This window comes from Rhizobium grahamii CCGE 502 (assembly GCF_000298315.2).
GTDB lineage: Bacteria > Pseudomonadota > Alphaproteobacteria > Rhizobiales > Rhizobiaceae > Rhizobium > Rhizobium grahamii.
Genome location: NZ_AEYE02000035.1, coordinates 138,499 through 161,767, shown reverse-complemented (window position 1 = coordinate 161,767; position 23,269 = coordinate 138,499). Strand labels below are relative to the sequence as shown.

Annotated in this window: 21 protein-coding genes and 1 pseudogene; 8 read left to right on the top strand and 14 right to left on the bottom strand. The window is 58.0% G+C overall.

Annotation, left to right across the window (positions count from 1 at the left end; translation table 11 throughout):
- Positions 1 to 5: 5 nt before the first annotated feature.
- The 5 genes from RGCCGE502_RS28165 to RGCCGE502_RS28145 all read right to left on the bottom strand — a co-directional run bounded on the left by RGCCGE502_RS28165 (position 6) and on the right by RGCCGE502_RS28145 (position 5,044).
- Positions 6 to 836 (bottom strand): carbohydrate ABC transporter permease, encoded by an 831-nt coding sequence (locus RGCCGE502_RS28165; protein ID WP_016557617.1) that lies wholly within the window; start codon positions 834 to 836, stop codon positions 6 to 8.
- Between the two features lie 4 nt (positions 837 to 840).
- A complete protein-coding gene (locus RGCCGE502_RS28160) occupies positions 841 to 1,776 on the bottom strand; it encodes a carbohydrate ABC transporter permease (RefSeq protein ID WP_016557616.1) in 936 nt (311 codons plus the stop codon).
- Between the two features lie 85 nt (positions 1,777 to 1,861).
- The gene (locus tag RGCCGE502_RS28155; protein ID WP_016557615.1) at positions 1,862 to 3,121 is read right to left on the bottom strand and encodes an ABC transporter substrate-binding protein; all 1,260 of its coding nucleotides are present in this window, start codon (positions 3,119 to 3,121) and stop codon (positions 1,862 to 1,864) included.
- Positions 3,122 to 3,158: 37 nt separating this feature from the next.
- Positions 3,159 to 4,325 carry a PLP-dependent transferase gene (locus tag RGCCGE502_RS28150; protein WP_016557614.1) on the bottom strand — a complete coding sequence of 389 codons (1,167 nt, stop codon included), beginning with the start codon at positions 4,323 to 4,325 and terminating at the stop codon, positions 3,159 to 3,161.
- On the bottom strand, positions 4,322 to 5,044 hold the full coding sequence (locus tag RGCCGE502_RS28145; protein ID WP_040675816.1) for a FadR/GntR family transcriptional regulator: 723 nt from the start codon (positions 5,042 to 5,044) through the stop codon (positions 4,322 to 4,324). Before RGCCGE502_RS28145 ends, RGCCGE502_RS28150 begins: the two co-directional genes overlap by 4 nt.
- A gap of 559 nt (positions 5,045 to 5,603) precedes the next feature.
- Between RGCCGE502_RS28145 and RGCCGE502_RS28135 the strand changes: the two genes are divergently transcribed.
- The 3 genes and pseudogenes from RGCCGE502_RS28135 to RGCCGE502_RS28125 all read left to right on the top strand — a co-directional run bounded on the left by RGCCGE502_RS28135 (position 5,604) and on the right by RGCCGE502_RS28125 (position 8,385).
- Positions 5,604 to 5,984: a DUF3040 domain-containing protein gene (locus RGCCGE502_RS28135; RefSeq protein WP_141652433.1), complete on the top strand. Its 381-nt coding sequence runs from the start codon at positions 5,604 to 5,606 to the stop codon at positions 5,982 to 5,984.
- Between the two features lie 74 nt (positions 5,985 to 6,058).
- A pseudogene (locus RGCCGE502_RS28130) lies at positions 6,059 to 7,256 on the top strand (IS256 family transposase).
- A 472-nt stretch (positions 7,257 to 7,728) separates the two neighbouring features.
- Positions 7,729 to 8,385, top strand: a complete 657-nt coding sequence (locus tag RGCCGE502_RS28125; RefSeq protein ID WP_114714808.1) for an eCIS core domain-containing protein — start codon at positions 7,729 to 7,731, stop codon at positions 8,383 to 8,385.
- 99 nt (positions 8,386 to 8,484) lie between these two features.
- Here RGCCGE502_RS28125 and RGCCGE502_RS28120 read toward each other — a convergent pair whose 3' ends face one another.
- From RGCCGE502_RS28120 to RGCCGE502_RS28105, 4 genes are all read right to left on the bottom strand, one after another.
- The gene (locus tag RGCCGE502_RS28120; protein ID WP_016557609.1) at positions 8,485 to 10,515 is read right to left on the bottom strand and encodes a C1 family peptidase; all 2,031 of its coding nucleotides are present in this window, start codon (positions 10,513 to 10,515) and stop codon (positions 8,485 to 8,487) included.
- A gap of 47 nt (positions 10,516 to 10,562) precedes the next feature.
- Entirely contained in the window at positions 10,563 to 11,936 is a 1,374-nt protein-coding gene (locus RGCCGE502_RS28115) for an N-acetylmuramoyl-L-alanine amidase (protein ID WP_016557608.1), read from the bottom strand.
- Positions 11,937 to 11,946: 10 nt separating this feature from the next.
- Positions 11,947 to 13,068, bottom strand: coding sequence for a transmembrane protein (locus RGCCGE502_RS28110; protein WP_016557607.1), 1,122 nt, complete (start codon positions 13,066 to 13,068; stop codon positions 11,947 to 11,949).
- A gap of 590 nt (positions 13,069 to 13,658) precedes the next feature.
- Positions 13,659 to 14,597 (bottom strand): ArdC family protein, encoded by a 939-nt coding sequence (locus tag RGCCGE502_RS28105; RefSeq protein WP_019280736.1) that lies wholly within the window; start codon positions 14,595 to 14,597, stop codon positions 13,659 to 13,661.
- 466 nt (positions 14,598 to 15,063) lie between these two features.
- Here RGCCGE502_RS28105 and RGCCGE502_RS35810 point away from each other — a divergent pair, with 466 nt between their 5' ends.
- Complete coding sequence (locus RGCCGE502_RS35810) at positions 15,064 to 15,366, top strand: hypothetical protein (protein WP_439332352.1); 303 nt, start codon at positions 15,064 to 15,066, stop codon at positions 15,364 to 15,366.
- A gap of 15 nt (positions 15,367 to 15,381) precedes the next feature.
- Here RGCCGE502_RS35810 and RGCCGE502_RS36855 read toward each other — a convergent pair whose 3' ends face one another.
- The gene (locus RGCCGE502_RS36855; RefSeq protein WP_141652432.1) at positions 15,382 to 15,753 is read right to left on the bottom strand and encodes a hypothetical protein; all 372 of its coding nucleotides are present in this window, start codon (positions 15,751 to 15,753) and stop codon (positions 15,382 to 15,384) included.
- Positions 15,754 to 16,908: 1,155 nt separating this feature from the next.
- Between RGCCGE502_RS36855 and RGCCGE502_RS28090 the strand changes: the two genes are divergently transcribed.
- On the top strand, positions 16,909 to 17,091 hold the full coding sequence (locus tag RGCCGE502_RS28090) for a hypothetical protein (RefSeq protein WP_016557604.1): 183 nt from the start codon (positions 16,909 to 16,911) through the stop codon (positions 17,089 to 17,091).
- Positions 17,092 to 17,654: 563 nt separating this feature from the next.
- On the opposite strand, the gene RGCCGE502_RS28085 is transcribed toward RGCCGE502_RS28090, so the two are convergent.
- The 4 genes from RGCCGE502_RS28085 to RGCCGE502_RS28070 form a co-directional block, all read right to left on the bottom strand.
- Positions 17,655 to 18,185: a hypothetical protein gene (locus RGCCGE502_RS28085; RefSeq protein ID WP_141652431.1), complete on the bottom strand. Its 531-nt coding sequence runs from the start codon at positions 18,183 to 18,185 to the stop codon at positions 17,655 to 17,657.
- 99 nt (positions 18,186 to 18,284) lie between these two features.
- Positions 18,285 to 19,226, bottom strand: coding sequence for an alpha/beta hydrolase (locus tag RGCCGE502_RS28080; RefSeq protein ID WP_425327246.1), 942 nt, complete (start codon positions 19,224 to 19,226; stop codon positions 18,285 to 18,287).
- Positions 19,227 to 19,453: 227 nt separating this feature from the next.
- On the bottom strand, positions 19,454 to 20,284 hold the full coding sequence (locus RGCCGE502_RS28075; RefSeq protein ID WP_016557601.1) for an endonuclease/exonuclease/phosphatase family protein: 831 nt from the start codon (positions 20,282 to 20,284) through the stop codon (positions 19,454 to 19,456).
- A 93-nt stretch (positions 20,285 to 20,377) separates the two neighbouring features.
- Complete coding sequence (locus RGCCGE502_RS28070; RefSeq protein ID WP_016557600.1) at positions 20,378 to 21,841, bottom strand: phospholipase D-like domain-containing protein; 1,464 nt, start codon at positions 21,839 to 21,841, stop codon at positions 20,378 to 20,380.
- Positions 21,842 to 22,086: 245 nt separating this feature from the next.
- On the opposite strand from RGCCGE502_RS28070, the gene RGCCGE502_RS28065 reads away from it, so the two are divergent.
- The 3 genes from RGCCGE502_RS28065 (at position 22,087) to RGCCGE502_RS28060 (ending at position 23,224) form a co-directional block, all read left to right on the top strand.
- Positions 22,087 to 22,338, top strand: a complete 252-nt coding sequence (locus RGCCGE502_RS28065; RefSeq protein WP_016557599.1) for a DUF2934 domain-containing protein — start codon at positions 22,087 to 22,089, stop codon at positions 22,336 to 22,338.
- 311 nt (positions 22,339 to 22,649) lie between these two features.
- Complete coding sequence (locus RGCCGE502_RS37565; protein ID WP_019280324.1) at positions 22,650 to 22,820, top strand: hypothetical protein; 171 nt, start codon at positions 22,650 to 22,652, stop codon at positions 22,818 to 22,820.
- A gap of 89 nt (positions 22,821 to 22,909) precedes the next feature.
- Positions 22,910 to 23,224, top strand: a complete 315-nt coding sequence (locus RGCCGE502_RS28060) for a hypothetical protein (protein WP_016557598.1) — start codon at positions 22,910 to 22,912, stop codon at positions 23,222 to 23,224.
- The last annotated feature ends 45 nt before the right edge of the window (positions 23,225 to 23,269 follow it).

The following is a 23,269-nucleotide window of genomic DNA, read 5'->3' as shown; positions in this document are numbered from 1 at the left end:
TTTGATTAACCCTTGACCGCGCCGGCCGTCAGGCCCTGGACGAGATAACGCTGGATGAGCAGGAAGAAGAGACCGGCCGGGATGAGCGCGAGCACGCCCGCCGCCATCATCTGCCCGAAATCCACGGAGAATTTGGAAACGAAGGTCAGAAGCCCGACCGGGAAGGTTGCCGCGTCGTTGCCGTTGATCAGCATCAGGGCGAACAGCAGTTCGCTCCACGCGGCGGTGAAAACGAAGCCGAGCGTTGCAGCGATGCCAGGCAGGGTCAGCGGCAGGATGATCTGCCGGAAGGCGGTGAACTGCGTGGCACCGTCGATCATGGCGGCTTCCTCGAGATCCTTCGGAATACCGTCGAAGAACGATTGCATCAGAAAGGTGGCAAAGGGCACGTTGAAGGCGGTGTAGACGACGACGAGGCCGGTGAGGCTGTTCGTCAAATGCAACGGCGTCAGGATCTTGAAGATCGGTGCGACCAGCATGACGAGCGGGAACATCTGGGTCAGCAGCATCAGCGCGACGATCCAGTACTTGGCCCTGAAATTGAAACGTGACAGCGCATAGCCGGACAACGAGGCGCAGATTGTGACGACGATCGCCGTTGAGGCCGACACGATCAGGCTGTTTTTGAAGAAGGTCGGGAAGGCGCTGTGCTGGATGACGAAGGAATAGTGTTCCCAGGTCGTTCGCGACGGCCACATCCGCACGCCCTCGGTATAGAGCAGGTCGTTCGGCGTCACCGATACCTTGAGGAGCCAGAACAGCGGAAACAGCGCAAAGACGATGTAGCAGAGAATGGCCAGGCGATGCGCGATGGTGGGGAGAATGGATCGCTTCATGGCATCAATCCTTGTTCAGCAGGGTCTGCCGCAGCAGGATGATCAGCATCGAGTAGGCAAGCAGCAGCACCAGCAGCACCAGCGCAATCGCCGAGGCATACCCGAAGTCCAGGCGCTTGAAGGCCTGCGTAAAGATATAGCTTGCGACGATCTGGGTGCGGTCGGCCGGCCCGCCACCGGTCATGACGACAATCAGGTCGGCGAAGTTGGAAACCCAGACGGTTCGCAACAACACGGTGATGGCAATCGTCGGTGCGAGGAATGGCAAGGTGATCGAGCGGAAGCGCTGAAACCAGCCGGCGCCGTCGATCGAGGCGGCCTCGTAGAGATCGCGCGGGATCGCCTGAAGGGCGGCGAGCAAGGTTATCGCGAAGAAGGGAATGCCCCACCAGACATTGGCGATAATCGGTCCCCACATCGCATGCTGCGGATCGGAGAGGATATTGGCGGGCTCGCTCATCAACCCGAGCGCAAACAGCCAGTGCGGGATTGGGCCGATCACGGGATTGAAGAGCCAGGCCCAATTCAGGCCGGCGAGGAACGACGGCACGGCCCAGGGCAGAAAGACCAGAGCCTGCACGACACCCCTGCCCCAGAACGGTTTATCGAGCAGAAGTGCGAGGATGAGGCCGAATATGAATTGCAGCAGGACGGAGGCGCCCGTCCACAACAGCGTATTCTTCAGAGCACCATAGAAGGCGGCATCTCGCGAAAGCGCACGGAAATGCTCGAGCCCGATGAAGCCGCCCGAAAACGGATTGAGCAGCTGGATGTCGCGAAACGCATAGGATACCCCGATCACCAGTGGCACCAGCATCACCGCAATGATCAGGACCAGTGACGGCGCACTATAAAGATATGGCTCGCAGGCATCGGCGACGCGCTTCAGCCAGGGGCGTCGGTCCTGGCGCCTTTCCAGCGTATCGGCAGTGAGGGTCATCAGGCAAAATCCGTTTCGCGGCGCGCTTTGCGCCATCGCAAGAACAGGGAATGAGGCGGCGGACAGGTCCGCCGCCGGTGGGCCGTTACTTCTTGGCGAGGAACTTCTGCTGCGCCTTGGTCAGATAGTCTGCCCACTGGTCAGCCAGCTCCTTTGGCGTGATGTCGCCGAGAAGCGCCTGCTGCGTCGTCTTGATGGCGAGCGAGTCCTTGAAGAAGGCGAACTCTTCCAGGTAGGTCGGCATCACGGTCGGAACGATGTTCGGGTCGGCCAGCTCTTCGAACCAACCCTTGAACTGATCGCTTGCGTAGAAGGGGTCCTTCTCGGCCGAGGTATGAACCGGAAGAGCGCCCGTACGCTTGTTCCACTCGATATTTCCTTCCGGCGATTCAAGCGTCTCGATCAGCTTCCAGGACAGATCCTTGTTCTGGCTGGTGGTGAACATCGACCAGCCAGCGAAACCGATGGTCGTGAAGCCCTTGCCGCTTGGACCGACCGGCATCTTGGTCACCCCAAAATCGTCTGGCTTCATGCGCTGGGCAACCGCGATCAGAGCGTCCGGATCCTGGTCGAGCATCGCGCAGGTGCCGGAGTAGAATCCGGCGACGGTTTCGTTGAAGCCCCAGTTGACGCTATCCTTCGGCGTCAGGCCCTTTTTGTATAGGTCGACGACCCATTCGAGACCCTTAGCCCAGCCTTCGCTGTTCATCGTCGAGGTGCCATCCTCGTTGAAGAACTTGTTGGAGCCGGCCATTGTCGCGCCGAACATCACCCAGCCGTTCAGGCCGCCCGGACCGCCGCGCAGGCAGTAACCCGACTTGCCGGGAAGCTTCGAGACCTTTTCGGAGGCGGCCACGAAATCGTCGAGCGTCTTCGGCGGTTCGGAAACGCCGGCTTCCTTGAAAAGGTTCTTGTTGTAGAACAGCGCACGCAGGTAGAAGCCGTAAGGCAGCATGTAGGCGGTGTTCTTGACGTCGCGGCCGAGTTCAAGCGCGCGGGGCGTCAGGCCCTTGGTGTGCTCCCACTTGGCGAGGTAAGGTTCGAGGCTTTCGAGCATGCCGTTGTTGGCATAGAGGGAAAGCCAGGTGTCGGGCATTTCCATGACGTCGGGAGTGTCGCCGGCCGAAACCATGGTGGCGAACTTCTGGAAGGCTTCGTTCCAGGGCAGCGAGATGATGTCGACCTTGGTGCCGGGGTTTGCGGCCTCGAATTTCGCGACGATTGACTTCAAGGTCTCGGTGCGTTCGGGGCTGGTGATAACCTCGACCAGTTTCAGCGTGGTATCGGCGAGCGCCGTACCGGCCATCATCGTGGCGAGTAGAGTGGCGGTGATCAGTCTTTTCATGCTTGCTCCCCCTTTTCAGGTTTTTCAGGTTGTGAACTTAAGAGGCGACCGCCAGTGCCGCCTCGATGTCCTTCCACAGGGCCTCGGTTCCTTCGAGACCGACGTGGAGGCGTACGGACCGTGCATGGATCCCGAAGGTATGCGCGGAATTCGGTTGCGCCTTCTGCTGAAGGACCACCTCGCCTGGGACGATCAGGCTTTCATGTCCACCCCAGCTCACTCCCAGTTTGAAGAGCTTGAGGTTATCGGCGAAGGCACGAATATCGACGCCCTCACGGAATATGAAGGAAAACAGGCCCGACGTGCCGTTGAGGCCTGCGGGCAGGCGGTTGGCAAGGCCCGGATGGCAGACGGTCTCGACCACGTCGAGCTCCTGCAGCCGCTTGGCGATCGTCATCGCGGCTGCCTCATGCGCCCGCATGCGGATCGGCAATGTTCGCAGGCCGCGGATCAAAAGCCACGCGTCAAAGGGCGAAAGCTTGCCGCCGAGATAGGGATAGGCCTCTGCCTTGATGCGGGCGATCATCTCCTTGGAGCCAGCGACGATGCCGGCGACGACGTCGCTGTGGCCGCCGAGATATTTCGAGGCCGAATGGATGACGATATCGACGCCGAGCGAGATTGGCTGCTGGAAGTACGGGCTTGCCCAGCTGTTGTCGATCATCGTGACGACGCCATGCTTCCTGGCGAGTGCTGCGAGCGCGCCGACGTCGTGGGCTTCCATGACCCAACTCGTTGGGCTTTCCATGTAAAAGACCTTGGCGCCGGGCAGCGCCTTGGCGACGGCCTCTTCGTCGCGGCCATCGACGTAGGTCACCTCGACCTTCATGCGCTTCAGGATCGTGCCGAACAGGCGGAAGGCATCGGGATAGACATGCTTGACTGCAACGATATGGTCGCCCGGCTCGACGAAGGACAGCACCGCCGAGGAAATCGCCGCCATGCCGCTTGCAAAGCCGAGCGCATCCTCTGCGCCTTCGAGCTTTGCCAGCATTTCCTCGAACATGCGAACGGTCGGGTTGAGGCCGCGCGTATAGATGGGCCGCACCTTCTCTCCGCGATAGGAGGAGATCATGTCGTCATAGTCGGAAAAGGTGAAAAGCGACGTCTGGAAGATCGGCGGCACGACCGCTTCGGCGAAGTTTCCCTCGTCGTGTGCGGTGATGAGCGAGGCAAGATCGAACGCGTCTGCGCCGTTGTTCATTTCGACATTTCCTTGATATCTTCCTCGACGACTTCGAGGATTTTCAGTGTCTCTTCCCGCGCGGCCTCGGTGTCCCGGGCGGCGATCGCGTTGAAGAGCGTGCGATGAAAGGGGAAGGAGCGGCGGGCGAAATCCTCGCGCTCGAAGGGATGCTCCCAGAACTGCCAGAAGGTCTCGCGCATCTGCTCGAGAAGCTGGCGAAACAGCGGATTGTGGGTGGCGTCATAGATCGCCAGATGGAAGGCCAAGTCTTCCGGGCCCGACGTGCCCTTCTCGATGTGGACGCGTTCCATCTCGTTGAGGTTCTGCTCGATCAGGATTAGATCCTTGTCGGTGCGCTTGCGCGCGGCGACCATACAGGCCTCGCATTCGATCCCACGGCGCACCTCGAGCGTTTGCAGAAGAGCCTCGCGCAGATGGCCGGTATCGAGCGACAGCGGCATGTGGATCGTCGCCTTGGAAACCGGTTTCAGCAGGTAGGTCCCGCTTCCCTTTCGGGTTTCTATAACACCGAGTGCCTGGAAGTGACGGATAGCCTCTCGGATGGTTGAACGGCCGACCATCAAAGCTGACATCAGCTCACGTTCTGCTGGCAGGCGGTCGCCCGCCTTAAGTTGCGCGCTCTTGATGTAGTCGGCCAGCGCGTCCGTCACCTGGCGCGCCCGATCAATAGCCGGCAGCGGCCGGATGACCGGCCTGTCACTCATTGATGCCCTCATGGTTCCCCATTTTTATTATCAGGCAGCCCGCCAAATTGGTCTGACATCTTAGCATTTCTCAAACCCGGCGATCCGTCAAGTATGCTTTCTTCTTCTTCACGACCGACGAAAAGGAATGGCAGAAAACCGTCACTTTATGGCTTCAATCGCTGGCGACGACGCGGCGTTCGTCGCCGATGTCACTTGGAACAGCAGTAGATCTTGAACAACCTCGCCGGCAAGTGAGTTGCCGCGGATCTTGGGTTCGGTGGCCCAGCTCGCGGTGACCAGAAGGTGATCAACTTCCCTCAATCGTCCATGTCAAACGACGGCTGTCTCTCTCTAGGCATGCATGATATTTTCTGGTTGTGTTCATTCTGGTAGCTTTCATGAACAGGGACCACCTCGAGAACGGCTCCATAGATCAATTCCCCGCAGCCTTGGTTCGTTGGGCAGGGCAATTTCGGCGAGCGGATCAGGATGAGGAAACAGTCCGACGAGCAATTGCGGCACTTAACGTCGCGTTGCGCCAGGCTCAAACCTATCTGGATAATGCCAGCGACGCAAAGCAGGAGCGAAGGTGGCATACGCCGGCGTTCCTTTTCAAGGTTGCATGTCGATCGGTCGCGCTCCTCGATCCCTGTTTGCAGACAGGATGAAATCACTTGGGTGGGGGACAGAAGAATTCTGGAGTGATGCGAAACAGAACAGCAAGGTACACATTACCGCTATTCGAATAGGTTGGGTTGTCATTGAAGCAAGACTCTCGGGACGCGAACCCGATCTTGAACAAACACCTGGCAAAGACACCAGGCGCAATGAAAAACGCAAATCGGCGCTGGTAACCGTTTCGGTGCTCGCCACCGTTTTTGGACTTGGCTGCATTTACGGTGGGATATTGCTCATGGCAGCCCCAGGCGTTGGAGCAACCTCGTTCATGATGTCCCGAGAGGTGGTGTAGGAGGATAGCGGTGGTCATCGGCTTTTTCCGGTAGGGTTGGGTTGTTCAAGCACAACCTGATGGAAAGATCACCGATGACCAATGACATGATGGACCTGCGCTCGCTTGTTGAGAAGAGCGCTGATGCGGATTTGCTGCGCGAGATGATTGGCTTTGCTGCCGAGAAGTTGATGGAGCTGGAGGTTGGCGCGAAGACCGGTGCGGCCTACGGCGAGAAGAATGACTTTCGACTTGCTCAGCGTAACGGATATCGCGATCGCGACTGGGAGACCCGAGCTGGCACCGTCGAACTGCGGATTCCCAAACTTCGCACCGGCAGTTACTTTCCGAGCTTTCTTGAGCCGCCCCGGATGGCCGAAAAGGCTCTGACGGCCGTGATCCAGGAGGCTTACATCCAGGGTGTCTCGACCCGCTCAGTAGACGATCTGGTCAAGGCGATGGGCATGAGTGGTATCTCCAAGAGCCAGGTCTCGCGGCTCTGCGAGGAGATAGACGACAAAGTCAAAGCCTTCCTTGACCGGCCGATTGAGGGCGACTGGCCGTATTTGTGGATCGATGCGACCTACCTCAAAGTTCGGCGTGGTGGCCGTATCGTCTCTGTCGCCGTCATCATCGCCGTCGGTGTCAACACCGATGGTCGTCGCGAGGTGCTTGGCATGGAAATCGGCACTTCTGAGGCAGAACCGATCTGGACAGAGTTTCTACGCAAGCTCACCCGGCGTGGCTTGCGGGGCGTCAAACTCGTTGTCTCCGATGCACACGAGGGCATCAAAGCGGCCGTCTCCAAGGTGCTTTCCGCTACCTGGCAAAGATGCCGCGTTCACTTCATGCGCAATGCCCTGGCGCATGCCGGCAAGAGCGGCCGACGCGTGGTCTCGGCCTTCATTGCGACGGCCTTTGCCCAAGACACCCCGGAAGCCGCCAGCCAACAGTGGCGCAACGTCGCCGATCAGATCAGGCCGAAAGTGCCGAAGCTCGCTGGTCTCATGGACAGCGCCGAGGAAGATGTGCTCGCCTACATGACCTTTCCCAAGCAGCACTGGACCAAGCTGCACAGCACGAACCCGATTGAGCGATTGAATGGAAGAAATCAAGCGAAGGACCGAGGTGGTCGGCATCTTTCCCAACGACGGTGCCATCGTCAGACTCGTCGGCGCTTTGCTACTGGAGCAAAATGATGAGTGGGCCGTTCAGCGCTCGCGCTACATGACACTTGAGACGATCGCCACAATGAGTGATGATCCGCTCATCAACTTGCCCGCAGCAAGTTGACCCGTTCCCGGCCCTGTCCGGAAAGCTCGACGATCGCCCGAGCTACACCACTCCCTGGGACATCATCCCTCGTTCGATTTCCTTAATCCTCAGTTTTCGACGCAGCAAACTGGAGTTGCAGCGATCGCCCTAGGTGCCGCGTCGATCATAATGATTTTCCGGAAGGTCTTGAAAGCCATCGTCGATATCGGCAGAACCTAGTCTCCATTGTTCTGGTGTGGTGACGCAGGCTTGGCTGCGCGTTTATCCCTACTCGGGTCTTTGCCCGTTGCGGCGTGAGCATCCGCAACCGTGGCCCTTCTCGACACGCATCGTCTACGTGGCCAAGACACGTCGCTGATGACGTCGTTGAACTCGTATTGGTTTTCAGGGTTTCGCTGCGGTAGAAATCAGACGGTTGCCAAGGCCTGAACCAGCCGAATGCATATTATTTGCCTATCGTATAGTATATGGCGGACTTGAGAGGCTGGCGATGCAACGTCCGTTCGTTCCTCGACGTATCTTTGCGACTTTCATTTTCGCGATGACCGCCGCCGCGACTTCCTCTTGCGTCTACGCTTGTAGCGGTTCAGCGGACTTCGGCCCAACCGGAAATTCTCATCCGCAACCGGGGCTTGGTTTACAGGCCAGATCGAGCACGATGGCAGCCGCCATATACAGTGTCTTTGGTGCGCTAAACGAAATTCAGGCCACGAAGCTCGCCGGCCCAATCCTAGAAGGCGTCCTTGTCAAAAGTCGAGATGTCGCAACAAAAGGATCGTTGCCGATCCCGCCAGATATTCGCAAACAGCTTACCGGTTACTCGACCGAAGCTTCAATGAACCATGTCCGATACCGGATTGGTGACGTGGGCTCTTTCAATCTTGCCACCATATTGGAACATGGTGGATTTGCTGACGCCGTGACGCTGATTGATGTGGTTGTGTTTCGCGACGCGCAAGCGGCTGCAACTGCTTCCGCATGGGCTCATGAATTAACGCACGTGGACCAATACCAGGAATGGGGCGTCCATGGCTTTGCGGTCCGATACGCCCAAAACTGGCAAGCAGTAGAGAACGCAGCCTACTCCAAGGGTGATGGCCTTGCTCGTTGGGCCTGCCGCAAACAAGCACGGGACAGACAAAACTGAAGCCACACCCGCCACGCATACTGTCAACAGGCCGTCATTCAATGGGCGCTTGCCAACGCGCCAAGGTCAGCTGTGTTGGCCGTATCGCAGACGACCTTTTCAGTACCCCCGCAATTCATCATCACGCGGCGCTACATCCTCACTGGGTCGCGTACCGTTGATTCTTTCGATTATCGTCGTAAGCGTTGCCGCGTCATTATCAAAGCCGCCGTGGGACCGAGACATCGTTTGCTGTGACGTCGATTTGTCCACGATCAGCCTAGCGTTTTTGTCTATCTTCGCTCCATAAATTTCCATCCCCGCGACCGGCGTGTGTGGCTGTTCTTCGTATGCTCGCGAGACGAGATATAGCAGGGAATGGCTGTAGCGTGGTGTTAAGGGGATACCAGCCTCGACGGTGTCTCTCTTCTCAAGATCGTCACTCATCATATAAAGGTGGATTTTGCCGTTTAACCTAAGCGCCGACGTTCCCTTTAAGAGCTTTCCATAATGTTCATTGAAGAACTCTGTCGTGCAGGCTGGAGCCATCAGATGCACACTGTCGATCGTGAGGTTCTTGAGCTTGAACCTTCCCAAAGCGGTAATCAGCCGGCCAAGAACGATTGACCCGGCACTGTGCCCGACCAAGTGAATTTTTGGACGGAGTTCCGCGTTGTCCAGGCCTCGAAGCAGCGGTTCGAGGCCTTGGAATCCGCCGTCATATTCTTTGCGGCCGCTGAATGCTGCTTCTGCGTCACCCTTCATGTTTCGCCATGCGCGATTGCCGTAATATTTGCCGGGTCCAGCTTCGAAGAGCCAATCCGAAAAACCAGCTCCTGCAAGTCCGGAAGTTGCCGATGACATCGCGCCGAACGCCTCGTCGAGGAAATCGGAAGCCCACATCAGGTGAAAGTTGTAGATCGAGTTTCGTCCGAAGATATTTGCGCGCTTCCATGCCGAGATACGACGTGCCTCGTCCACCGTTGAGTTGAGGCCACCGTGGGCGTAAATCATCAAATGCGGGTAGCCCTTACCGTTGTTGGACTCTTTTATGGTAAGTCGTTTGACGGTCTCTGCCATTTCATCTTCCTTCGGTGACGCGTACTTGCCTGTTACGACAAGCTTGCCGTCATCGATGTTGAGGAAATGGCCGAGGATATCGGCGCGTGTGGGCTCGTTGATGCCGAAGAGACCGGACCGGCTGGTCGGAGATGATTTCGGCAAAGCATTGAAGGCGGACGGAGCGCGCGCGCCGAGTTGTAACACCCACGCATCCATAATTGTTGCGGCCCAGTCCGAATAGGCCCAGTGTGCCAGCCCCTCCCTGCTCCATTTCTCGCCCCAGGAATTCAGGATCCAGAATCCTTCGGCGTCATAGCCCACGATAGCAAAGGCATGCCCGCCAATGGGAGCACCGTCGGGCGTTATGTAGCCGTTGGATGGTTTGAGCCAGCCACCATGAATCTGGGCCGAAGCGTAAATTCCTCCGACCTCGTTTAAGGCCGCGTGATAGTCACTGATGTCGGGCTGGAGCCTAAAATAGGCACCGAGACGCGTTTCCGTCGCTTCCTTTGCCAGCTCGTATGTCAGCAGCCAGTCTTTCTTTATCTTGTCGGTCGGGCCTTCCTTGCAAACCCCGTTGCGGAAAAATCCCTTGAGTGCCCCGCGCAGGGAAGAACCGTCGTGGGGACTGTCTGCCCATTCGTCATTTCGCAGACCCATTTCATAGAGCATTCTCGCGCTGACGCGTTCTCGTGGAGTTGCGCTGACGGTCTGATGACGAAGGACGTCTATCACATGTGCCAGAGCATAGCCTACGCAACGTGGCGATTTTCCCTGGTCCCTCACCGGAAACGCAATTGTCGGATAGATCCCGGCTTGCAACGAGCGCAGATGGGGCTGATAGATCCTGTCTCTCAAATCAGGAATGTCAGGCAGGATATCGAGAATTCTTTTCTCGTCTCCGCTCGTTTGCTGTCTTGTCAGATAGGCCCGGTCGCCCACAAAAACGCGGTTGTCATTTGGATCTGATCGTCGTGTCGGCTGCTGGGCGGCTTGTGACGCGGACTCTTCGCCTGCCGCGTCCTTCGCTATTGCAGCTCCATCGCTACTCGTTCCTCCAACATTCGTCGTCAACTGCCGGTTCGACATGTTTCCTCCAACGCCTCGTACCCGAACAAGCGTTCGCTTTGTGATAGTCAGGCAGCGCGACTGGACGGTTCAGATTCCAGAAGACTTTCCAGCAATTGTTCGACAGTTTCTGGAGCCACGAGTGCCTTGTTCATGCCGTCACCCGCGTAGAAGGTCTCACCTCGCCTAACTGTCCTGTGTGCGCCTTGCCGGGCTTGCAGGACAGGGAATGAGGCCCATTCTTGAGCAAGTCCCAAACCGAAATCGACCACCGAGATCTTACGCGAGATGAACCGCTCATACCCGCGAAGCTTCAGCAATGTGAACCCGAGCTGATCCTGAAGGGCAGGATCGAAGGTCTCCCGCCCTGAAAGGTGCATTGTGTCGCGCAAGCGCATCAGTGTTGTCGTCATGAACTGATAACGGCCGCACGCGGGCGACCTGAACATTCTGCGCCGGTTCGCACCGCTTAGAATAACATCGCCCAAGCTCATGCTGCTCAAGGGTCTTGGCAGCTTGCGTTGGTTGTTGCCAAACAACACATCATATCCGCCCGGCGCTTCTGCCTCACCGACGAGATCGAGCAGGCGCCGGACCCCCTCGGGCAAAGTATCATTGGCAGCATCGGTCATTCCAGTTGCAAGAGCGATCGGTTGTGGCAGTTCGTCGATCTTCGACCAGGTAAGCGGTCCAACAATTCCGTCAGGCCGAAGGCCATATCTATCTTGAAAGCACCGCACTGCAGCTTCTGTCACCGGACCAAACTTACCGTCCTGATCAGCACCGACGGCACGTTGGACCTGTATAACATCGCAGCCCCGCGCTCCTCGCTCCAAGGTTCGATGCCCCGAAAATGCATCGAAAGCAGGAACGGGCGGCCGGAGGATGGCCGTGCCACACATGACGCTTTTGACGCCATCGCGAAACAGGTCCATGTTGAACAACGGGTCTGGCTTTCTGCCATGAGGAAGTGCGTATTCCTTGTGGCCGCAGCACATGTCGGAGGTCTCCCCGATGCGGTTTAAGATCGCGGCCACTCCACGTCGATAAGCATCCATCTGCCAGTCTGGCCACTGTGCGCCGGGCGTACCCGAATTCTCTGCTTCTATCCCGATGAAGCTTGAGTTGCCTGTCCTGATACCCCTCCACTCACCCGGGCCGGCATGGTTGGCTTTCCCAGCGGCAACCATGTAGTATGTTCCATCGACCCCGAGGCCCAACTGGGCGAGCGGTCCGGCCAGTGGATGATTGCCGCCCCGACCCTGAGTCAAGGCATTCAAGGTCGGCATGTTGCCGGGCCCGATGGATCCGGTGTGGTGACAGATGACGCCACGGACGCGCCCCATTTCAGAGGTGCCACGACTTGCCCAGCCATTGGTTTCCGCAACTTTCAGTCCTGCTTGACGAAGGACTTCGGGCAGCCAGGTCAATGAGTAAACCATGCGTCCCTCCTCAGTGCACTGACGACTTCTCGACACCTCCGGAAGCCTTGGGCAAGTTTATATCCTCAGTAATCTCTCCGTCCTCCAGATCGACGTCGCAGAGGCAGGAATCCACCTGACCGTTAAAGTCGTCATCAGTCGGTGCTGCAGTTGAACGGGAAACCCGTGGAGGCGCTGTCAACCCGCGCGGGTTCCTTTCGTCTGCTGCAGGTCGGGCGGGATCCACCTTGGCCACGACTGGCTGAACGATCGCTGGACTTTCCCCAAGTGGCGAAACGAGCCGGGTATCGAGAAGATTTCCAACAAGGCGCTCCGAGAACCCTGCCAGGAAGGCGACAATTATCGCAACATCGATCTGTGGGGGCGTGCACTCGGCCCCTGCGATACAAAGAGTGATAGGACCGGATTCGCCCAATGTGAGTTTGAATAGTTCGCTTCGGAATAAAGCGAAGAGTACGACCGCAGAAATTGCCCCGATGACTATTCGCAAACCGGCGTCTACGAGATTGTCGCGAAGCCGTAGGTCGGTCTGGATCGTCCTCCCCCTTATCCCGATGGCGATTGAGAAAAATGCGCCGAGACACCCAATGCTCGTCGCCATCCAGGTGTTGTTCCGGGACACGAACCTTGGAAAATTGAGATCATTGAACGCCCAAAAAAGACAGAAGATGGCCAGCGCGACGAAACCCGCCGTCACCACATACTGAACGCGGCCGGTCGAAGTGCGCTCTTCAACGATCTCTCTCTTAATTGCCTCTAGGAGGACCAGAGCACTCGCTTGATCGCCCTGCAGTGCAACGATCAAGGCGTCAGCTGTACGGCGGTCATATCTTTTCGCGCGGGCGTCGCCTGCGCTTGCGCGATGGGTTGGGCCAGTCTCGGACCCCACCGTCCTGGGGCTTCTCCAGCCATCTATCAAACCGTTGATTTCACCTCGAAGGGGCGCGAGATGAGCGAGTGCCAATCTTTGCTCCGTGGCGAGGCTCTCATCGTCTGCGTACTGGATCATCACGCGGTCGGAATTCGAATATACCGCGTAAACTCTCGGGACTTTGCTATAAACAGTACCTATGTCAAGGCCTGTATAGTCTGTCCTCCCAACAGCAATGTCATCGACGCGTTCACCATTCATGGCCGCCCCCGAAGAATAGCAGCTAAGATAATGGCATAAATTCTCAAGGTTGCAAGATTTTACTTGAAGTACACTTCTAGCGGTAGGTAAGCGGTCGATGGAAGCTTTCTTTGGAATGCCCTCGACATGGGAATGAGGACCAGCGATCGCAGCTCATTGCCCGTCCTTGACTGCATCACTGAACACCATTCGCGCGTTTGCTGTCGCGCCCGCCTCGTCCCGGATCAAACGTGTCAGTAACTGCATGAGCGGTCGTTGCTAGGCCTGAAGCCGTCTGCGCAGGCCGGGTTTACCGAGGTGCGCGGTTGGTACTGATAATCAGGTTGACTAGGATTGCGGGTGCTCGTGCAGGCAGACATCATGGCCGCCAATCCGATCAGCAAGCCGCTCGCGACGGACATCTTGGCAATATTCATGTGTTGGTTCCCCCGGCCTGACGATCTCTTTCTGTTTACCGAGCAAGAAAATGCTGCGCCACAAGGCATATGGGAGGGCTATCACGAACACTTGACCCGGGTTGCGTCACCGACAGTCCCGAGGTTACAGGACGAGATTGCTTGCCGTGTGAGAGCGTCAAGGCAGGCAGCGGCTCACGCCGCCTCCCCTTCGTCGTTGTCGTTAAGGTCAGTGTCCTCCGGCTGCAGGTGGTGCAGGTAGGTGACGGCGCGCTGTGCATGTCCGGCAGCAACGAAGATGGCACGCTTGTCGTTTGCCAGAACCTGCAGCCAGGAGGCAAGGTAGCGTGCATGATCGGGCCGTGGTTCGAGTTCGGGCACGATGCCGAGATCGGCGCAGAGGAAGGAGCTGCCGAGTTCGGCAATCAGTTCCTCGCGGGCCCGCTCGCTGTTGTCCTTGGCATAGCGGCTCAGGTCGCGGTTCAGTCGATGCGGCGCAGCCGTCCAGTGCGTCAGTTCGTGGCTGAGGATGGCGACATAGGAGGCGGCATCGCGGAAGGCATCGAAAGCGGGCATCTGGATATGGTCGCGGGATGGCACATAATAGGCCGACGACCCGCCATGTCGGATCAGGGCGCCAGTGTTGGCGAAGAACCGGTCGGCATGGGCAATGCGGGTGATCGGCTCGTCGGTCGTGGTGATCCGACGAAAGCGTTGGTCCAGTCCGGTGATCTGGTCGGCGTTGAAGACGGTGTAGGCCTTGAGGAAGGGAATGTCGTGTTCGATCTCCTGGCCGCCGTCACTGGTTTCGGTGCGGATGAAGGAGCTGGCAAAGACGACGGTCGTGCCGGTCTCGCCCTTGCGGACGGCGGCACCGAATTCGAGGGCCTGGCGAAAGGTCATCCAGGTCGGAGACGTAAAGCCGCGGGCAATCGCCTCGGACCAGAGGAGCAGGACATTGATGCCGGAATAGGGTTCACCGTTGTGGCGCAGCGGCCGGGTGATCCGGTCGGTTGCATTGGCTGTGGTCCAGGGCTGCATCCAGGGCCGCACGCCCTGTTCGAGCTCGGCGATGATCTTGTCGGTGATGCGGCTGTAAAGATCGGACCGTTGGTGAATGGGTTGCCTGCTCATGTTGAAACCTCCGTTTGAGGTCGCGACCATCGCGACCTGCTACGGCGGTCCGAAAGCCGGGCACCGAGCGCAGTCCTGCACCCGAAGGGCCGAAACGGACGTGGAGGACGGCGAAGCCGTTGCGGGACTGCCCGGCCAGGCAGGACCAACAGCCGGGCAGGACGCGAGGTGAGGCAAACAGGCGGAGATACAGGAAACCGCATTCATTGACATCCCGGTCTAGAAATGGCGCCGGTAGGACTGGGAGCAGCGCGTTCGAGAGGACGCGGGATCATCGCGCTTGCTGAAACGGTATCCGACGTCGAGGGATCTGCACCGCGGATTTCAAAGCCGCAGCCGAACGCTTTGGCTGTATGTCAGCGACATGATTGCCAGGAGGCAACAGGTTTGGCACACTGAAGCTCCGGATTTTATCAGACAAAGCGCTGTTGACCGGTCAGGCGAGACAGAGCGCGCAATTTATTAGATGCGGGAACAAAGCATCGTTGACAACGCACTGTCTTTCGAGGCGCTAGCCTCCTCCCGTCGAAAAAACTGTAAAACTCGTCAAGGAAAGGATTCAGCCGTGCCTTTGACTGCCAGAGTTTCAGATGTTGCTTCAAACGAAGAACACATCGTCACCGCGAAGGAAGCCCTTGAAGGGTTGTATTTTTCGCTTGAGTTGGAGACCGAAGCGCGCCTTGTTGCCGCTGCAGTGCGAGCTGGGTGGTCTGCCGAAGAAGCAATCGACGCGATCGATCGCCTTCGCGCGGAAGATGTCAGACATTGATCTGCATTTCACAACTCATTGGATGACCCGGCGGACGCAGCGCTGCAACACGGAAGTTCGATCGGTGAGCGCGGTCGAAAGCCTTGATCGAGGGAGGGTCACTAAAAATACATCGCCAGGTTTTCCAGCCAGGCAAACATCTATAGCGTCGTGAAAGGCGGAGTTTATCGCGATGCGGCTGGTGGCTTTAGCCGGCATCATGTCGCACCGGTACAGCTCACGCAAGTTGCCGGCGAAGATGTGTTGCTCATGCGACGTTTCGACCGGCGGCAAGTAGCCGGTGGGTGGAAACGTTCCGCAATGGTTTCTGCGCCCACCTTGCTTGGACTTGGCTAAATGATGGCGCGTTACGCCAGCTACCAGGCACTCGCGACGATCATCAGACATCGCTTCAGCAATCCAAAGTCGGCGCTGCGAGAACTTTTCTGCCGTCTCGTTTTCGAGGCAATGCCGACGATCACGCTTGCAACCATTCGGACTTCTTGAACGAGCTGACACCGACCTACGCTATTTGTCCGCAGGGACGGGACCGGCTGGGAAGCCAGCCAAGCAATGCTTATTGATGGCGAACGCCGCTCAAGTGAGTTGGTGGCATGCCTCGACGCCGCGTCGAGCTTGCTGTTGTCGCGAGGTGAGGGATTGCTGCAGGTCAGATCAAGGTGGTGTGCGCCAACCGGGACGCCGTGTGCGCCGAAGCAGCGCTGATCCAAGTTGAAAGGCTTGTTCTGGCGTCTTCAGTTTCTAAATGCATACGCTTTCGAATGCGCCCCTGAAGCCCTGATTGAACTGGTCGCTTGAATGGCAGACCCGGAGGCACTTGGCACTATCGACATTCTCCTGTGGGGAGGCGTCCAGGCGCATTGCAAAGCAGGAATCTTGGAGGCAAAGTCGGTCGTCAGTTACTTCTACAGCACGACGTCCGCACAGCTTACGCGACCCGGCGCCGGCAAGGCGGTATCAAAATGCCCAGCGGTCCCGCGTTCCTTCCGGTGCGCCAGCATGATTGTGGCCGCCAAAGATTGCGTCGAAGTGAAGGCGCTCGACCGGCCGTCGGCGACAATGATTTGGGCGCCACTCGGGCGGCCGCTTCCCGGTCGGCTGAACGTTAAGAGTGAGTGTCCTTTAAAACACTGGGTTTCTGCCAGATGCTCCGCAGCACCCAGCAACCACATCCGAGTCGCCACGTCGTATTCCGTGGTTTATACGACGATGTCGCCGTCTCTGTCGGCCTGGCCATGAGACTTGGTCATCGACGATCCCGTTGAACCCAGTCATGGGCGGATGACCAGTAAAACCTGCTATCTGAGCGAAATGCGTATGGTTCAGGTTTCCTTGGCGTTCACGTCTCATGCCGACAATCGCCAGAAAAAGGGCCGGATCCTGGACAATCCAAATATAGCAGTGAACAAGCAACTGTTGGGCTGGCAGGAATCGCCCACATCCCAGTACAATCGAAATCTGAATGGAGACAGACCTAAGTCCTAGGGTGGGAACGCTCCATGAGAAAGCACGTTGAACTTCCGTAGCAACGGAAAGAGCGACATGAGTGACAAAAATCAGACCTTCTCTTCGCCCGCGTTCTTGAACGCCTCGGTGCTTGCCCTTGTGGCAGTACTGGCGATGATGCTTTACGTCTTCGGCGTTGTTATGTCGGGGGACACCACGCAGTTGACTGGAAGTGTCCGCGGCGCGGATGTCATTGTTACGAGAGACGTTCCGAAGTGAGTGTGCGGGGACCGCGAGGCCGTCTTCCATCAACAGCCTATCAATATGCAAGGGTGACACCGGCAACGCCACGCATGTGAGCGAGCAGCGACGGAACCCGATGAGATCCTCCTGGCGGTGGCCGTCCATAGGGCGACGGTACCGACGGTTCAGCCATCGGCGGCGATAGGAGCTACGGTACAGTAGCGAGCGTTCAAGGCTACAATCTCTAAGCTCGGATCCTGGAGTTAGACACCGGGGCGCAACGGATCCAAAATCGTATGGTCCGCCGGCGATAGTTTCGAGTTTGGTGCGCAGCACTGGCTGCTGGTCGTAAAACACCATTGTAGGCGTAAGTGAGATGCTTATCCGTGTGGGTTGTCTGCGCGACGCTGATCGTTTGGGGCCAACCTTCCGGAGCGACGGTTGCAAAGCGCACTTGGCATGGGCCTCGTGTTGCCGACGTCCATGTCTTAGACGAATGAGGATCCGCGGAATGGAGGCCCGTCCCTCCAGATAGGCAACGGCCCTGGCACAAATCCTTACCGGCAAGAGTTGCGGCCAGGAGCACTGGCAAAACGATTCTAGCGGTTCAAAGGCACATCTTGGCCAACCTTGTGGTAGCCGATAGAAACGATGGCCAACACCGTACGACATCCAGCGACGGTTGCACCGAGGCTGTGAATCAAATCGAATTGCTGAGGGTAGATCCCGATCAGGCCAATGCGTGTCAGAATAGCGACAACTGTGGCCAAGCTCGCTGCGGTCCAGACAAACGTGGAAGCGGACCAAAGGCCACTGCGAAGATTGAGGAAAACCGCAGCACTCACGGCGGCAAGCGACTTGGCCATCGATGAGCCGCCCGGCGCAAAGAAAATTGACCCGGAACCATCGGCCAATGGCACGACATTCCCGGTGGTGGTAGTGCCGATCAGCCAGCCGACAAGCTGTGCGTCAATGTGGAGGATCGTGTCATTGAACGCAGCAACTACGAGGCGCGACCAGAATAGCGGAATCGTAAGCGCAAAAACCAGTGATACTGCGCGACGTATTCGCGCGTCAGGTGCTGTTGCGCGCAAATGAATGGCGATCAGGCAAAGGCCCAACCAGCTCATCGCCGGGACGGGCGCGAGGAAAGTTAGGCAGGCGGGCGCGGGTGGAGCTCGTGAGCGGCACTCTATCGGAGTTCGAATCCACCCTCTCCAATAGTTCTCTTATTGCTTTGGCCTGTCGGCGAAATGTTCGATCGCGTAGTCTGCAATCCTTTGGTTTGATTGCCTTGCACCATCGAGCAGAGAGGGGAACAGTTGCCACTGGTGAATCATGCCTGGCCAGACTTCTGCCTGGACGTCCACGCCGGCTAACTTCGCCTTCTCGGCTAGCCGTAGGGTATCGTCCAGAAGCGCTTCATCAGATCCAACCTGCAACAGCAGTGGCGGAAATCCGGTCAGATCGGCATAAAGTGGCGATGCCATGGGATCGGAAGGAGATCGCGTTGCGAGGTAGGCCCCGCGAATACGGTCAAGTTCCGCGGTGTTGATCAAGGGGTCGTGACCAGTGTTTCTCGCCAGGGATGCTCCTGTGGCTGCGAGATCCGTGATCGGGCTCAGTGCGACCACGGCCGCGGGCAGCGGCCCCCTCACCCGCATTTGACGCAGCGTGGCCTCGATCGCCAAATTGCCGCCAGCTGAATCACCGACAACGACGACGTTGTCGCTCTCGTATCCGGAGTCGAGCAGCCATCTATATGCATTGAGTGCGTCATCGATCTGAGCCGGATATGGACTGTCGGGCGCTAGGCGGTAGTCAATCAGAAGAACGTCGGCTGAGGCCGCCTTCGCAAGCGATCCTGCTATGGCTCGGTGGGTTCGCAACGAGCCACTGTAGAAACCTCCGCCATGAAGATAAAGGATGGCGCGCCGGCCCAAAGGATGGTGCAACCGTGCCGGCCAAATGAGCTGGGCGTCGATTCCGCCCGCGTCGACGGATCGGATTTGCACGCGTGTTGGCTCAGGAGTGGACTCCATCAGATTCTCGAAGGCCTGCCGGCGATCGCGGAGGTTATCGGCAACAGCATAGTGTTTTCCGATGGTTTCAATCAGCTTGCGGACCTGTTCCTTGGATGCCTGTGTCTGTGGAAGTGGGTTCGCGGCCATCGCGGCCCCTGAAGAAATTCCGGCGACGATGCCGAGGATCAGACATGCAATCAGCTTTGCCATCAAAAAAGCTTTTGTCGTCGACGCAAAGCGCCCTGATGCGCTCTTGTCCTGCCAACCCCCGGCCACTTCCACCACCGTTCACCTCCCTGTGTCGAGATGAGCAGAGCCTGCCATGGCGGCGGGCAGTGTCAAGTGATCGCGGCGTCCGAGCGGGACAAGCGCGATCAGCCTTTTGCGCTGAGCTCCTCTACCCGCTTGAGATTAACCACCGCCTTGACGGGTAGGTGATCAGAGGCGACACGGGCAAGCGGCGTATCATGGGCCTCAACGGCTGTCACAACACCTCCTCGGTTCGCCATGATACGATCGAGTGCCAGAAGGGGAAGACGCGCAGGAAAGCTCGGCACGGCCATGGGCTGCGGGCCGAAGGCGGACTGAAAAGTGTGGAGCGACGATCGGTCACCAAGTCGCCATTCATTCAGATCACCGAGCAGAATGGTCGGGACCTCGCTCTTGTCTGCCATTAGTTCGACCAGCATCTTCGCCTGCTGGGCCCGCGAGTGGCGTAGCAGCCCGAAATGCGCTGCGATGATCCGCAAGGCTCCGCCATTCTCGAGATCAAGCTCGGCGACAAGTGCACCGCGTGGCTCCAACCCCGGCAGGTTAATCTGGTGGACATCCCGCACCAGCCCCCTCTTGAACAACACGACATTGCCATGCCAGCCGTGGGCCTTCGCCATGCCATTAACCGGAACCGGTATTAATCCTGTCTCCCGCTCCAGCCGGCCAAGATCCAGGATACCTGTCCTTTCGCCAAAACGCGTATCGGCCTCCTGCAGCGCAATGACATCGGCATCGATTTCATGGATGACGCGGCTGGTGCGCTCTGGGTCGAAGCGCCGGTCGTTTCCGATGCACTTGTGGACGTTGTAGGAGGCAATTAGCGTGCCTTCGGATCGCGGCTCTTGCTCCAGATGCGCTGCATCGAGCCGCTTATTTCGATTACGGATCGAGGAAAGAATTTTGGCGGGCAGACTAGAGTTTCTGGCATGCATCGGAGTTCGCGCGGGCTCCGTTGATCGAAGGGGCTCTGTCAGGATTATAGGCCCGGCACCTTAAGTTGCCACCGTTCTCACCCCAGAAATTTGCTACAAGTATGGCGACCCGAGCCAAAGGACCTTCTCAAGCAGCCGCACCAGGAACGGGCGTGAACGCAGTCCCTCCAATGAGACGGGATACGCCGCCTTAATAGCCTCGTCGATATGCTCATCGATCTCGTTGGCGAAGCCTTCGTTTAGCACCTCGAGGTCGATCTCGAAATTCAATCGCAGCGATCTCGGGTCGAGGTTCGAGGATCCGACATAGGACCAGACCCCATCGATCGACAGAAGCTTGGAGTGACTGAAGGCGCCGCTGGAGCGCCAGATCCGGCAATAGCTGCTGAGGATCTGGTCGAACTGTGCCGTCATCGCCCGATCGACGAGGACGAGGTTGTTGACAGAGGGGACGACGATATCGACCTCTACGCCGCGCCGGGCCGCAGTTGCCAAAGCACTGATCAGTTCCCGGTCCGGCAGGAAGTAGGGCGACATGATGCGGATCGATTTGCGGGCGATGGAGAATGCGCCCATCAGCATCTTGTGGTTCGTTTCGATGCTTCTGTCGGGGCCGGACGCCACTACGCGGATGAAGACCGGGTCGCCCGGGTTCCTCTCCGGCATCGCCGTCCGCCATGCTTCGCCCTGCAGGACCTCGCCCGTCGTGAAGCGCCAGTCCTCTGCGGCCACGTTGAGGAGATCGGCGACAACAGGTCCGGTTACGCTGAAATGGGTATCGCGCGCGAAATCGTCTCCGCTCATTTCGCGCGTGAACCCGGCCCGGATATTCATGCCCCCCGTCAAGGCGATGCGGCCGTCGACGATCAGGATCTTGCGGTGGGTGCGAAGGTTCGCGTAAGGCAGGCGCAATCCCATGATCACATTGCCGTTGAAAACCGAGACGGTCACACCGCCACTGGCGAGGTAGCCGAGGATGCTCGGCACGGAATAGCGGGCGCCGACGGCATCGATCAGGACGCGGACCTCGACGCCGCGCTTGACGGCATCGATCAGCGCGTCGGCAATCCTCACCCCGATCTGGTCGCGGTCGAAGATGTAGGTCTCCAGCAGGATGCTGCGCTCAGCATTTTCGATCGCGGATTTCATGGCGGCATAGCAGTCGTCGCCCGTCTCCAACATGTCGATCGTGTTGCCGGTTGCCAGAGGATTTCGTGCAACCCGGTCCCCGAGCGTCTGCAGGGCAGCAAAACGACGCCCGAAGCCGCTGATGACGATTTCTGTATCGGCGTCGAAGCTTTCCAGTTCATCGAGGTCCGCTTCCGGGATCAGGGCATCACGCCGGAGGCTGAGCGACGCCCGCCGAATCCTGTTGATGCCGGCGATCGCGTAAAGAACAGCACCAATGATCGGGGAGAGAATAATGACACCGACCCAGCCGATTGCAGCCCTGACCTCTTCCTTGGTCATCGCGGCATGGATCGCTGCTGCCGCTCCCATAGCCAGCGAAACAATGAACAGAATATGAGGCCAGTAGGTCGATATGAGATAAAACATTGAGCTGAACTATAACGTCAAAGCTGCAACGTTCAATCGGCGTGAAGTGACCGATCTTTCGGTCGGACCAGCGATACAAACATTCGGTGACCCATGGCATCGAAGTCAATTCGCCCACCCAATGGTGCAATGCGAAATTACTTTTGCAATGCGTCAAATAACGCTTGAAAGATTCCGCGTCGTCTGGAAGTCTGAATATTAGGATCTAATTACGCAACGGGCTTTACCGTGACTGGAGATCGGCGATGATAGAAACTCGGGACGAGTGGATCAGGAAGCGCGCCTATGCGCTTTGGGAAGATGAAGGGCATCCCGCGGGGCGAGAAATCGCTCATTGGGAACAGGCCCGGACAGAGCGTCTTTCGCTCGAAGACTCGGCAGCATCGGTTGACGGCAAGGAGGTCAAGACGCGCAAGCGCACTGTCTCCATTCCGAAGACGGCTTCGCCCACAAAGGTTGCGCCCCGGAAAAAGGCGACCAACGGCAAATCGATGTAACCCCTTTGAATCAGACGCAGAAGGCGGCATGCGTGACGCCTTCGTCACATGATTGCATTGCTTCTGTTCTATAGATTTCCGTGAGGCGTGAGCGGCGCTTTTGGGGGAGAGACCGTATAGATGAGCGTGTACTGTTTGGACCTCGCAGAAAATCTGCGGAGGCAGCTCTGGGCGATGGAACCAAAATCCGCTTCGGCTGTTCATAGCGGCAACTGGAGAAATCGCCATGAGCAGAAGCTATTTCGACGCTATCCTTCTTTCGCTGGCCGTAGCGAGTTGCTACCTCCTCGTAGCGCCCATGTGAGGCTGAGATGACCGCACTCGTCGTGATAACTGTCGCCTATCTCGCGCTGGCTCTCATCCTTGTTTACGCGATCGACAACATGGTGGTGCTGTTCTTTCCTGCGACCCGTGCCGCTCCCTTAGGGCTGACCACCCTCAGCAAGGTGATCGCTGTTTCCCGCAAATACTATCACAAGTAGCGGTTACCGGACGATCCGCTCCCTTCCCGGCGACGGGAACTTTTCGATCGCCAGAAAGTTGCCTCTTAACCAAATACATGGAGGCGATCATGCCACAAGGCGATAAATCTGCTTATACGGACAAGCAAAAGCGCAAGGCCGAACACATCGAGGAAGGGTACGAGGACCGCGGTGTCTCCGCCAAGGAGGCCGAACGTCGAGCCTGGGCAACAGTCAACAAGGAGAGCGGTGGGGGCAATAAATCCGGATCCGGCCGCGGCAAGAAGGACACCCACCAGTCATCCGAGAAGGGTGGACGCAAGGGTGGCGCTGCATCAGCATCGCGTTCAGCTGCCGAGCGCTCCGCATCGGCCAAGAAGGCAGCCGCAACGCGCAAGCGTAACGATCATCATTCCCATCACTGATCGATCCAGGTGCAATGGTTCCCAAACTGGGTCAATGGCTACCGG